The sequence below is a fragment of the Psychrobacter sp. K31L genome (genome assembly GCF_017942195.1).
Classification (GTDB): Bacteria; Pseudomonadota; Gammaproteobacteria; order Pseudomonadales; family Moraxellaceae; genus Psychrobacter; species Psychrobacter glaciei.
Genome location: NZ_JAGKSC010000003.1, coordinates 320612 through 333795 on the forward strand (window position 1 = coordinate 320612; position 13184 = coordinate 333795).

Here is a 13184-nt window from a genome sequence, read left to right on the forward strand (position 1 = left end):
CTATGTCTATTTCATCACGAAAAATTAATACCATGATAGAAGATGAGTTTTTAGCAAAAGACTATGGGGCTGAAAATAGCAAATTACTTATTAATCTTTCAAAAACTATTTATGCTATGGAAGCAAGTATTGCAGGTCAAAGTAACCAGAAAAAAATTGAAGAAATTCGAGCTAAAATTGATGCAAAATCAGATGACTTTATTGTTAAGTGAGTAAGAGATAGCCATGAAACTGATAAGAGCCGATATTAAAAACTTTCGTTTGTTGAAGGATCTGCAGTTAGATTTTTCAACACAAGCAGACAAGCCATTAACCATCATTCGTGCCGCTAATGAGTCAGGAAAAACAACATGTCAGTACGCTCTTATGTGGGGTATTTGGGGTGAAGAAGGATTGCCCGATAAGTATCAGAACTTCAATATTATTTCCTTTAGCGAACTTGATACGAATCAAGCAGTACCTGAGGTTACCATAGAGTTTGAAACAGAGGCTAAAGAAGATGAGCCCCACAAACGCTATCGTTTAATCAGAAAGTATATCCCTGCATCAAACCCTCCTATTGATGACCTCACCATTTTTGAAATAAAAGCCACTGGCGCTATACCACTATACGACGCTCAGAAAACACAGCTGATTCAAAACATTTTACCTGAAACTCTAAAGGATGTTTATTTCACTGACGGGGACAGAGCATTATCATTTATTGAAGCGAGCTCTAGTGCGGGAGTAAAAAAAAGACGTGTTGAGAATGCGATTAAATCATTATTATCGTTAGACATCTTAACTGATACTATTCGCCATATAAATACAGTTTCCAGTAAATTTGAGTTGGAAGTAGATAATCGCGATTACGCAAAAGAGTTTGAATTAATTAACAATCATATTATATCGTACAATGAAGATATTGCAGAGCAAACCGAACGTTTACAAGGTTTAGAATCAAAGAAAACCAACTTAGAACAAGGCAAAAAAACAGTTAATGCCAAAATAGAAGAAATTATTAGACAAGGTGATAAAAACAAGCTTATTGGAGAAAGAAAAAGCATACAAAGAGAGCTTGAAAATCTTATTAGAACAGAAGCTGAATCGTTAAAGATTATGCGAGATAATGTTCAAAACGAAAATGTTTCGCTTGGTCTATTAAAAGATGATTTTAATAAAGCTAAGTCCTATTTAGCAGATTTAAAAGATAAAAAACAATTACCTAAAGCTAACGTACCCATCTTAGAAGAGTTACTAGATAAACCAAAATGCTTTTGTGGCTCTAGCCTTGATGACCATACAGATGAAGGTAGGATACACCGCCATCATATCCAAGTTGCCATTAAAGATAGTGAAGAAGCTGATAGAAAGACTGAATTAGCAACAAGCTTACACTTTGCGATCTACCGCAGTGATACTAATAAAGCAATTGAACTGTGGAAGGATAAATATAGTTCATCTTCGCAACAATATTATAATCTAAGTAAGCTCATTAATGACAAACAGTTCAAGCTTAATGAAAAAGAAGAAGAGATTGCTCAGGTTCAAGACGATGGATTAGATATCTTTCGTACTCAACTGCGTGAATATGAGAACAAATTGATGGGAACTGTCTCTGATATTAGTGAGGCTAATACAATCATAAGTACAAATCAACAAAGACTAGAAAGTAGCGAGCGAGAAAAGCAAAGAGTTCAGAAAAAACTAAATAAGAATGATAAGTCTACTAATAAAATTGAATTATCTAAAACCTTGAAAAGCGGCTTTGAAAGCATTCTAAATAAATTAAAAGGACAAGAGGTTGAAAAAGTCAGTCAAGAGATGAACCGCATCTTTTTAGATATGGTTGGGTCTTCTGCTGATAGTAATGACTTTTCATCCATTACCAAAGCTGAACTAAGCCCCAATTATGAAATCTTAGTTTATGGTATGAATGGTCAGAAAATCAATCCGGATCAAGATTTGAATGGTGCTTCTAGGCGTGCTATCACACTTGCATTTATTTTGGCACTAACCAAAATTTCACAAGTTGAAGCTCCTAATGTTATTGACACACCGCTTGGCATGATGTCAGGTTATGTAAAACAGTCTGTATTAAGACAAATGGTGAAAGAAGGCGCTCAAGTTATCTTATTTTTGACTCATGATGAGATTCATGGCGTTGAGCCTTTAATTGATAGATATGCTGGCGCTGTTTATACCTTAACTAATCCTGCTCATTATCCTAAAATATTAAAGAATAAACCTCCCACAGGGAATGGCAGTATCTTACGCTGTGATTGTAATCATCATGAGTCATGCTCAGTCTGTGAAAGAAATAACTATTTAGAGGAAGCCTAGTATGTCAATGCGAAACCCTTTTGAAAGCTATCAAATTGCCATACCTAGCAAATACTCAGATAAAGTAAAGCAATTTTGTAAGCAATCTAGCTCACAAACTAGCCCACAATACACACCTTTTAATCGCCAAGTTGATTTTTGGTATTTTGCTTTTCTCTATGCTACTAAAGAAGATTTACCACCTGACCATTTAACAGATACGTCTAATATTACTGCCGCTAGCATTTTAGATGATTATCATATTAATCATATCCAAACCGCCTATTTAGCTAAGAACCTAGATATTGAAAGTCTAACAGACAGTAGAAAGATATTTAATTACGCTGCTGACATGGCAAATGCAGGTATCCCGCATGTCATTCAATTATTGAGTGATGATGAAGACACGCCTTTGGATAATTTGTTTTTCTACTTAGAACAAAATATGAAGTAAACATACATTAGGGCGTGTCTTCAATTCATTCGATAGTCCTCTAAATGGGCTAAAAATAGCTAAGTCTTGCCAAACATCGTCAAATAGCTGATTAATACCCCAATATTATCTGCGCTATTTTTCTTATTTGACGGCAGTTTATCTAATTTTTATCACCATTTTTGAAATGAAGACACACCCTATTAAATGGTGTTTTAAAAAACATGCTAGCGATAAAAGTCAGTAGGGAATCTATGCTAATTTCTCTGATTTTACAGGGCTCTCAAGACTTCAATAATTGTTCAAATTTTAATCAGCATACTTTTCGATACGCCACCGTATATTTAAGTTATATATGAGGCTTGACGGGACAACAACTAAATCTAAGTATAATAATATGTACACTCGCTAATCACAATTATCGATATAAATAAGACCTATATAAGGAACAAGTATGTCAGTAGATCCAAAAAATATATTCGAAGCAATAACCAAACCAGTATCAGAGCTATTATCTGATAGAGGGCTTGGTCTATATATACCCTCTTACCAGCGCCCTTATAGTTGGGACAAAGAAAAAGTAAATAGATTAATTGAAGATATAAGTCATGGCTTTAAATTGCTTTTAAACTCTGAGGATAGTTTCACTTTTTTAGGAACAGTAATTACCATTCATGATCATAAGCATGTGACTGTCCAACCTATTGTTAGACAAGATGTGCCTAGTAAAGTACTTACAGTAATTGATGGTCAGCAGCGTATGACAACACTATTGCTTCTGTGCATGGCACTACATAATGAGCTCTCTGTTGTACATCAAAAATATATAAAATATAAGAATAAAATCGAAAAAATTATTGTTGAAAATCAAGGTAGCTTAGATTTTGGAGAAGAGAAAAATAAGGAGCTTCAAAATTTCCGGAATGCTTTTGAATGGCTTGATGGGCAAACTCGACAAGTAATAGAAGCACTTTCAAGTACATTCTACGAAAAGTATCCCTATGGTGAAACACCACTTTATCCAAGAATGATTAGATCTTTAGACGATCAATGGTCTAAAAGTGCCAAATCTCGCAAATACTACTCTTCGATAGCTAATCTAATAGCAACATATATAGAGCAGATTGAAGGTGAAGAGTACAAACCTATTCACTTTAAGCCTACAAAGCGGTCAGATAAAAATATTGAAGGTGAAGAAGCCTTAGTCGATAGATTTAATCAACTCAAAAGTTTGCTTGGAAAATTAGGCACAAGTAATGATGAAGAGATTCAAGAAGTTCCAACTAATGAAGAAATTTACAATTCAGAAACACTTCAGTTAGGTTTACTAAATCATGTCGCTCCTATTGATAGCATTAAAGATGTAAGTGAGGATTATAGAAAGCAATTTGATGAACTCTCTCTCCTAATGTTTTATGCGAACTATGTTTTAAACCGTGTCGTAGTAACAGTTGTTCAAGGTAAAAATGAAGATTATGCATTCACTATCTTCGAGTCACTTAATACAACTGGAGAGCCTTTAACTGCATTTGAAACATTTAAGCCTCGTGTTGTTGGTTCGGTTGATTTAGAAAACTATGAAAAGTCAGAAGAAAAAGCTTTGATGGATGAAATATCAAACTACCTTAGTCAATACTCTGCTGGCAAAGACCTGCAAAAGGAAACGATGGCTCTATTGATTGATTTCTTTGGTGCTTATGAAGGTATAAAGGTTCCTCGTAGGTTAGCGGATCAACGTTCTGCTCTGAAACTAGGCTTTGAAACAGCTCAGGAAGACGAGAATCCAAAAAAGGAGAAGTTAAGATTTATACAGACTATGCGAGACGCGGCTAATTTTAGACATTATTTTTGGGATGCAACTAGCTTTAATGATATTCATAAATTCATTGGTAATTTAGAGCTCTCTAGTAAGTCAAAACTATGTTTAACCTTTTTGAGTGATCTAAAACACACTATTGTTATTCCTATACTAACTAACTTTTTCACTCAAATTACTGAAGCTAAGACTATAGAAGAAAAACAAGCAAGATTGCATGATTTTGAAGAAGCTCTTCAAGCAATTGTTGCGTTTAGTGTTTTATGGCGTGCTTCAAGAAACGGAACTGGAGGTATTGACAATCAATACCGAGAATTGTTGAATACAACTGGTATGCCATCAGGTCTACCTCCTATATCTAGAAAACATCTAAAAGACGACATTATCAATATTGATTTATTTAAGAAGGAAATGAAGTCACGCTTAATTGATTCAGATCGCAAAGGTTCGTTAGAAAACAAAAAAGGCTTCATTAATAAAGCTATTGAATTACCTGTTTACAATATAAATAAGAAGGTAGCCAAATTCTTACTACTTGCAGCCCATCATAATGCCGTAGAAGACCCTTTAAACCCTGGACTTCTTGTTAAGGGTAAAGAAGCATTAAATTCATGCTTAACATCGGATATGTACAACGATGAGAGAAACTTATCCTTAGAACATGTTGCTCCTCAAACATATACTAATGGATGGGATCAAAATATTTATGCTAGAAACACTCTTGTTCACACTTTAGGTAACTTAATATTAGTATCATCTACGTTAAATTCCTCTTTAAGTAATAGAGTATGGAACGAAAAACGCAACCTTTACCGTGCCGTTGGAGCTAGAACTGAGGAAGAAGCAAAACAAATTCTTATAGATTCACAGAGGAATCAGAATTTCGATTTCCGTAATAGCACGAAAGATGTCATTGAAGCTCAAAGCTACATGCCTAACTTAGTTGCATTAAGTAAAATGGAAGCACCGTGGACTGCAGAATGGATAGAAAAACGTTCACAGCATTTATACTCATTAGTCTGGGAAGAACTGATGCCATGGCTCAGTTAACTGAAACAACTTATTACTTATGACACATCACACACATTTTACCTTGGCCATAGATATCATCCATATCTAATTCAGGCTCACCATCAGGTCTAAGCGGATTAACTTTAATCCGCTTTTTCATCTTTGAAATTCGCTTTTTATGATCAGCTTTAATCTCAGCAATACGCTCAGGACGACTGAGCTGCTCCAATGATTCACGCTCAGACCATGTAAATGGCGTTTGGTTAGCTAAAGCTTCTTTCTCATAAGCCATAGCTTCTTTAAAAGCTTCAGGATGACGCTCTAGGAGCCCTACCCACTCTATCTTACGCTGGAAGAAACAGAAAGTGCACCCACTGCGTGTACGCCACTCATAATATGATGGCAACCCTACTCCAGAATTTTCTAAAATATCCATGACGCCCGGCTTATCTATACCGTCCTCTCTAAAGGGCAGTTTAATAACAAGCTTTTCGTCACTAGAATCATAACCAGTACGGTAAGGCTCATCAGCACGGATAGCAACGTATGAGTGCACCTCATAGCCATCATCTAAGAAGCCTTGAACCCAGTCCTGAAAAGGCTTTAGCTTCATTTTAATGGTGCACCAACGTGCCTGCGGTGAAGGCAAATAGTCATTATGCTGAGTTAGCCAGAAATCAAAATCTCTATCAGGGTTGATATGTTGAACAGGCTTACCTAGATACCCCTCTAAATAAGAAAGATACTCGTAAACCTCATCTAACTCTTTACCAGTATCGGTGAAGAAATATTCAATCTCTAACTCTGGGTAATGATCACGCATATAGATAGCTAATGCAGCGCTGTCTTTACCGCCTGAGATACCCAGTACATGTTTAATTTTTGACATTTAAGACTCTTCCTTTTCAACACACTTTTCATCACTGAGAGACTCTAAAAGCTTAGCAATCACAGCAATTCTATCGTTCATATCAAGCGCGCTAATTTCTAAAGCTTGATTAATCTGCTGTACTTGTTGCCTGATAGATTCGGCATTCTTCGATGTTATATGAGCCTCTCTTACTAAGCTTGTCGTGGCATTTGGAGACTTAGTAATAACGCCTACTTTCTGTCTATCTGGACTGGCATTCACATCAGCGTTGACTTCTGCTTCCAAAAACTGAAAGCCATATGTAGCGATACGCTGCTGGGCTTTAGTAATGTCCTGGTCAATCCATTTTTTAGAAGGCTTATTACCTGCTAATAAACTGATTAAGCTTTCAGCATCATTCATAGAGCCATCGTACTTAACAAGTCTGGCTATGAATGAATCTAATAAATAATCACCTGATTTGCCAAACAGTGCCTCAGAGCGTTGATTAATTTCAGTATAAGGGTTAACACTGTCTTCTTTTATCTTGAGATAGTTTTGAAGGTTCATATTGATATCAGAAACCAAATCCGGATAAACCTTATCTAGCTCTTGTAAGCCATCAATAATTTTAGCTACCTTTGCATCATCATCATCTGCTGCACTAAAGAACTTCGGTAAGTCATCAAAAAGCAGTTGATTAGGGTCATTTGCTTTTTTCAGAATATCACGCAGTTGCATGGTTTTAGGTGATAAGTTGCTGGTACGCTGTATCCATGGATGCATGCTAAAGAATATACTTACTAAGGCTTGCGCAATAGGTAAGGGTTCGTCCTCAATTTTGGTATTTAGACGTGCACCAAACGCTTCTTGTAGTCTATCTCGTAAAACGTGAATCCATGATTGTACGCCCTCCAAAAAAGACACTTCTCTCACACCCACATCAGCTGGCACTTTAATTAAATACTCAGCCAACAAATACTGAACTGAAGGCTTATATTCACCATTGATATAACTAGCTAAATCACTATGGCGCGATAGTATGTAAGCAATATATAAAATTTCATGAAGTCCAGCCTTAACACCATAAGGAGGGGCTTCCCAAGCTTCATATATCTCTTTAGCGGTAACCAGATCACCTTTAGCCTCAGCAATGATACTATCTGCACACTTCCAGATAGCTTCTAACTGTACATCATCAGGCTTAGAAAAATAATAGTTACCGTCGCTATCCACTTTATGTAAACCATTTTTGACAATAACTGATTCATATACGCCTTTTTCAGGTGGGTACTTCTCCATTCCTAGGCTTGGCTCTTCACTACGTTCAATCATACGTTTAAGCAATTCACGGATTGCACCTTTAGCGCTAGGTGACGGCTTATTACGATTGACTAGCTCATTATTGCAGATGAAGTTTTGAGTAACTTGCTCATCAGCGATGGTTGATGCAAGTGCTGATAATTTAAATCGGTTCAGCTGGCTTTCAGGGTTTGATAAATGATTGCTATACCATTTTGACGCATTCAAACTCTTATCAAGCAGTCTATTCAACGCGTCTTCAATTTCAACCAGACGTCCCTCAGTTTCCTGACGCGCAATCTTATCGTTCAGCAGTCTCTCTTCATTTTTTAAGATATTACTCAGGGCAATTTTATCTTTTAACATATCAATGATAGTCGTATGACTATCCAAGACCGCGACAACCAAATTACTGAACTCATTAGAGCTGTCTATTTTTTTGCAAATCTCTGTTGCCAGTAATACTTCTTCATCGTTCTTAGGTATCAGCAGACAGAAGTATCCGACTAACGACGCATTGATACTATCTTGCAGGCCTGAAAGTACTTCTTCTAATGCATCAGTAACTGGAAGTAGTTTCACTTCCATCCAACGGAGGCTACCGGTAATTTGATAATGCTTTTTTGCAACGATAGGCTCAAACTGTTCCAGTTTCTCAAATGGTAATGATTCAAGATCCTGAATCTGTTCTCTCATCGCATCGTTTAAGTTGAAATCGCTACCTTCACTAAGCACATAGGATTGTTTAAATTTACTGTAAAATATAACCGAAGCTGACTCTAATGACTTTATAAACTCACCCAGCTGCTCTTCATCCACGCCTAGTAGTGTCATTAACAGATCAGGATTTGCATGCACTCCCGTTCCATCTGCAAAAATACTAATGAGAGCTATTATTTTAATTAACTTAACTGCAGACTCATCATCAATTCCTTCATAACGATTAACTGCCGTTTGAGACAGCAACCACTGTTTACTGTACTCAGAAGCAATGATGGCATTATTTAAATTGCTATCCAGATAATCCCAAAACTGATGTGGCTGAAATAAAGCAAACTTACCAAGTGTCGTATTCTTTAAATAATAACCAAATCCATTTGGTTCAGACGACATTAAGAAAGAGAAAATACTACGCTGGTTTTGCCCAAAGTTCTTTTGAGACAATTTACACAATAAAATTGCCACAAGCGGATGTAGAGGAAAGACGTCGCTTAGTAGTTGGGTTAAGCTCTCTACATTGGTTTGGCGAGAGTTAGCAATATTAGTAACTAAAGACTGGATTTGGGTGGTGAAGTCATCGCTATTTTTGTATCTTTGTAGCTGCTCACCATTTATATTGATGACTTGACCAATTAAATAAATCTGCTCGTCAACTGATAGAGTAATAGCGAAATCGTCAAACCTTCCTTGAATTTTCATCCATTCATTGTGCGTTTTATCAGTCGCTTGACGTGCATAAGCGGTAAAGGATTGATGTAACATACCAACTAAAATTATTCTTCCATCGGTTCTACTTACAAATTCAGCAAGTTGCTGGAGAAAATAAATATCATCTGGACGATGGCTTTTAGCAGCACCATCAAAGACCTTACCTAGCTCATCAATGAAGATTATAAGGTGTTGCTCTTTAGTAATATAGCTTTCCAATGCCTCTAGAATATCTTTAGCACTCGCACTTGATTCTAAATTTAATGCATCTATAAACAGCTGCTCTGGCGCTATCGTCTGACCTGTTAGGTTAAGCGTTTTCCATTGTTGGTTTTTAGAGTTAAAGTATTTAACAATAGCAGCCTTATTTTTTTCACTTAACTTAGAAGATGCTATTTCAACGATTTCTTTATCGTCACTTACTAAGCCCTGTAAAAATAAAGCTAAACTAGATTTCCCAGATCCAAAAGGACCTGTCCAAGTAAATGCTGTTCGTCCACCCTTTATATTATCAATCATATTGATTAGGATTTGTTCATAGGACGCAGTACAGTAAAAATTACTAATAGGTCCTTTATCGTTGCTATCAGCATGGATGTTTATAGAGCGTTGAAAATATTGATTACGCTCAATGTGGTCTTTAAGGTATTTATCTGTATTAGGAATAGTATTCATGACTATTTATAACTCTTTAATTAATTTATTAAAAATATGGTAATTAAATATTCTTCAGTAAGTCTTAATGGCTATAATCTTCTTTTCGCATATTCTCTACACACTGCTCAAAAATAGCATTCAAATTGCTGCCATCAGTTATTTGGAATTGGCGAATCCCAGCAGACTGAGTCCAAGTTAAAAAGTAGTTAGAATCCTGTAGTTGCTCCGCATAATCTATAATCGCATCTTCATCTAACATGAATACACGCCCTGGCGAACATTCGTCATAAGTACACATCTCTAGCGACAAGGTATCAGCTGCACCATTATGAATTCGCCAACAGTTTATTAAGCCGTAAACGAAAACATGCAGCGTTAAAGAGTTCTTCTCACCTCGTAGTGCTCTAATGTTTTGCTTATTAACACGGGTCAATAGCCCAAGCTCTACTAGCGGACCTTCTAATATATTTTCAAAATCATCAGTCGCTTTACGAGTTTTCGTTGTGTAATTTTGAATCAAGCATTCAATATCTTTTTTTATTGTTGAATCTGAAGGAGCCGATAAGCCGTGGTCTTTAAAAAACTCTTTTAATAAGCGAGCAAATTCTTCGCGGCTTAACTCTGACTTCGTATTGATATTGAAGAGCCAGTAATAGGTCATTAAATTAGGGTTTGTGACGAGGCATAAATGCAATAGCCAAATGGTCGAAGGCGATTCTAGATAAGGATCCAAACCATGATCAGCAAAAATATTTTCAGCATTATAAAAAGAATTGAGTTGTTTAGTTGCGTTTACATTACCGTCTTTCGAAATTTCATCAATTATCGTAGTAGGCTGTGTATTATAATAAGCGCTGTTATCTCTGATAATCATAGCCGTATGTGTTGACCAAAACCGCATAGCATTCAACATATTTTTACCAACACCAAAATCAGCAATAGCGGTATTTTGAGAGAAGACGTTTTCGATCTCTTCAGATTCCGGCTGTATTGCAATTTGATCATGAACTTTTTTTAACCAGCCATATCTCAGTGGGAAGGTATCATGGCCTGAAAGAGTTGGTTTTATATTATCTATCAAAGATGCAAAGTAACGCATAAATTTCAATCAATCCATATAATTTATAATAAACTTGTATAGTTGCTTTCTGCATTGGAACAACTCTCCAATGCAGAAGTATATCATGTTACTATCTTTATGTAATGAGATTCTCTTTTTTTCACCCTAAAAACTATCCTATACAAATAAATAATGAAAATTTTATGAAAAACATATATTTAGATTACAATTCACATACCCCTTGCGACACGTCAGTTATTAAAGCTATGCAGGACATATGGTCTCAGCCTGGAAACCCTCATTCAGACGGACACTTTTTTGGCTGGAACAAACAAACATTAGTCAGTGATAGCCTCACAAAATTAGCTGATATATATGACTGCTTTGAGGAAGAACTGTTAATTACTTCAGGAGCTACTGAAGCGAATAACTTAGCTATCTATTCAGGCATCCCTATTGCCGAAAAAACGAACCCACAAGCAGACACCGTCCTAACCAGTCACTTAGAACATAAATCTGTCTTAAACCCACTAGAGATAGCTGCTAGTAAATATGGTCTAAAACTGCTTTATGTGGACATCACATTGGAAGGTATTATCGACTTACAAGATTTGCAGACCAAACTTGAGCAGAATAATGTCCTATGGGTTTCTTGCACGATGACCAATGGTGTTATAGGAACAAGCCAGCCTATCTATCAAGTTGCTGAGCTATGTCAGCGCTACGATACAATGTTACATGTAGATGCCTCACAAGCAGGTTATCTTGATATTTCTTGTCATGACTTAGAAGTGGATTTCCTGACACTATCAGCTCATAAAATATATGGTCCATCAGGTATTGGTCTATTGTACTCAAAACACTTACAACACCCTGAATTTATACCTATGATCTCTGGTGGTGGTCAGCAGGATGGTTTGCGTGCTGGTACATTGCCTGTACCACTGGTTGTTGGATTCGCTGAAGCAGCTAAGGTGCTAGATGAGATTAAAGAATCTGAAGCTTTACGATTAAGAGACCTAAGAAATACATTACTAAATGGTTTGACTCAAGCTCTTGCAATCACAGTGTTTGGTGACTTGGATGGTCGCCATCCTGGTAGCTTATACTTAGCGATTGAAAATGTCGATAGTATGCAACTTCTGAACAACCTACAACCACACCTCGCTTTTTCGCTTGGCTCCGCTTGCGACGGTTTGAGTCGTGAATACTCACCTATTATGAAGGCAATGGGTGTTCCAAAAGATGTCGCTGAATGTACATTCCGAATTTGTGTTGGAAGAATGACTACAATTGAAGAGGTTAACTCGGCAATAGAGATGATAGTAGCTGAAGTTAAGAAATTAAAATGACTTTAGCTGAGGTTAGATTTATATATTATTTGGCTCGAAATCTTATTACTGACCCATGCTATAAAATCTGTAGACTTAAAGAGGTTTTATGGCGTGTTGAACATTCAAGGTTTTAACCAGAGATAAGCACGAGTCCATCACAGATTCTGTGTAACTGCTATTTAGATTAAATGCTTACTGATACGATCATCAAACATAATCATAAAACGATTAAGAGCAGCCGTCCAGTTACGAATTGGCATCGACCATTTTTTGGATGCTTGCTGGGTGGCTAAATACACCACCTTGAAAGCTGCCTGATCAGAGGGGAACACCTTACGCTTATTCACCGCCGTACGAATCACACTGTTTAGCGACCCAGCAGGCATTTAATCTAAAGGGCAGTTACACAGAATTCGGGATGGTCTCGTAATACGTAATACGTAATACGTAATACTGTAAATATATAGCTCCAACGCTAGTCAATAAAACTCTGAAAGTATTCCCGAAGATTTTCATCGTAACAGTAAATATAGGTTCCCTTTATCCCTCTATACATAATAGTTTTATAGATATTGATAATATAATCATGTAGTTGATCATCCGTAATCCCTACTCTACCATTTCTATCATAATAATTACCTTTAACGACTTCGATTTTTTGAAGTTCTTTATTATAGATAATATCACTTCCAAATATTATTCCTGCGTAGTTAAGATCATAGCCTTGCGTGGTGTGAATGCAGCCCATTTCAGTCATATCTGTCGTTGAATTAACCCAGTCTTTATTGGTTCTATTCCAATATAACTCTACCCCATCGATTTCAGCATCAGGCTCAGTGCCTTTTCTGGACACCCATTCCCATGAGTAGCCTGAAATAACTCTACATAAACCAAACTTATTTTCCTTGATCTTAAGCGCCTTAATAAATGAGCTATGCTGAAGAAACCGTACAAATAAACTTGGTAAACTAAGCGTATTAATCGGAGTTTAT

Annotated in this window: 9 protein-coding genes and 1 pseudogene; 5 read left to right on the top strand and 5 right to left on the bottom strand. The window is 36.5% G+C overall.

The features are described 5' to 3' along the window. Positions 1-2: 2 nt before the first annotated feature. The 4 genes from J5X94_RS06835 (at position 3) to J5X94_RS06850 (ending at position 5600) form a co-directional block, all read left to right on the top strand. Positions 3-212: a hypothetical protein gene (locus J5X94_RS06835; RefSeq protein ID WP_210540720.1), complete on the top strand. Its 210-nt coding sequence runs from the start codon at positions 3-5 to the stop codon at positions 210-212. A gap of 13 nt (positions 213-225) precedes the next feature. Further along, the gene (locus J5X94_RS06840; RefSeq protein ID WP_210540721.1) at positions 226-2322 is read left to right on the top strand and encodes a hypothetical protein; all 2097 of its coding nucleotides are present in this window, start codon (positions 226-228) and stop codon (positions 2320-2322) included. Between the two features lies 1 nt (position 2323). Continuing rightward, a complete protein-coding gene (locus tag J5X94_RS06845; protein ID WP_210540722.1) occupies positions 2324-2755 on the top strand; it encodes a hypothetical protein in 432 nt (143 codons plus the stop codon). A 433-nt stretch (positions 2756-3188) separates the two neighbouring features. Next, positions 3189-5600, top strand: a complete 2412-nt coding sequence (locus tag J5X94_RS06850; RefSeq protein ID WP_210540723.1) for a DUF262 domain-containing protein — start codon at positions 3189-3191, stop codon at positions 5598-5600. Positions 5601-5613: 13 nt separating this feature from the next. On the opposite strand, the gene J5X94_RS06855 is transcribed toward J5X94_RS06850, so the two are convergent. From J5X94_RS06855 to J5X94_RS06865, 3 genes are all read right to left on the bottom strand, one after another. Next, positions 5614-6450, bottom strand: a complete 837-nt coding sequence (locus J5X94_RS06855) for a phosphoadenosine phosphosulfate reductase family protein (RefSeq protein ID WP_210540724.1) — start codon at positions 6448-6450, stop codon at positions 5614-5616. Beyond that, a complete protein-coding gene (locus J5X94_RS06860) occupies positions 6451-9816 on the bottom strand; it encodes an AAA family ATPase (protein ID WP_210540725.1) in 3366 nt (1121 codons plus the stop codon). A 64-nt stretch (positions 9817-9880) separates the two neighbouring features. Next, positions 9881-10897 (bottom strand): DUF4007 family protein, encoded by a 1017-nt coding sequence (locus tag J5X94_RS06865; RefSeq protein WP_210540726.1) that lies wholly within the window; start codon positions 10895-10897, stop codon positions 9881-9883. A 164-nt stretch (positions 10898-11061) separates the two neighbouring features. Between J5X94_RS06865 and J5X94_RS06870 the strand changes: the two genes are divergently transcribed. Further along, the gene (locus J5X94_RS06870; protein ID WP_210540727.1) at positions 11062-12210 is read left to right on the top strand and encodes a cysteine desulfurase family protein; all 1149 of its coding nucleotides are present in this window, start codon (positions 11062-11064) and stop codon (positions 12208-12210) included. A 161-nt stretch (positions 12211-12371) separates the two neighbouring features. Here J5X94_RS06870 and J5X94_RS06875 read toward each other — a convergent pair. Together J5X94_RS06875 and J5X94_RS06880 are read right to left on the bottom strand one after the other, a co-directional pair. After that, positions 12372-12566 (bottom strand): annotated as a pseudogene (locus J5X94_RS06875) (IS256 family transposase); the annotation flags it as partial. Between the two features lie 101 nt (positions 12567-12667). Next, positions 12668-13174 (bottom strand): DNA/RNA helicase domain-containing protein, encoded by a 507-nt coding sequence (locus J5X94_RS06880; protein WP_210540834.1) that lies wholly within the window; start codon positions 13172-13174, stop codon positions 12668-12670. Positions 13175-13184: the final 10 nt, after the last annotated feature.

Excerpts from the sequence above, each read along its gene's own strand:
- J5X94_RS06835 (WP_210540720.1), top strand. The coding sequence starts at position 3 with ATGTCTATTTCATCACGAAAAATTAATACCATGATAGAAGATGAGTTT.
- J5X94_RS06840 (WP_210540721.1), top strand. The coding sequence starts at position 226 with ATGAAACTGATAAGAGCCGATATTAAAAACTTTCGTTTGTTGAAGGAT.
- J5X94_RS06845 (WP_210540722.1), top strand. The coding sequence starts at position 2,324 with ATGTCAATGCGAAACCCTTTTGAAAGCTATCAAATTGCCATACCTAGC.
- J5X94_RS06850 (WP_210540723.1), top strand. The coding sequence starts at position 3,189 with ATGTCAGTAGATCCAAAAAATATATTCGAAGCAATAACCAAACCAGTA.
- J5X94_RS06855 (WP_210540724.1), bottom strand. The coding sequence starts at position 6,450 with ATGTCAAAAATTAAACATGTACTGGGTATCTCAGGCGGTAAAGACAGC.
- J5X94_RS06860 (WP_210540725.1), bottom strand. The coding sequence starts at position 9,816 with ATGAATACTATTCCTAATACAGATAAATACCTTAAAGACCACATTGAG.
- J5X94_RS06865 (WP_210540726.1), bottom strand. The coding sequence starts at position 10,897 with ATGCGTTACTTTGCATCTTTGATAGATAATATAAAACCAACTCTTTCA.
- J5X94_RS06870 (WP_210540727.1), top strand. The coding sequence starts at position 11,062 with ATGAAAAACATATATTTAGATTACAATTCACATACCCCTTGCGACACG.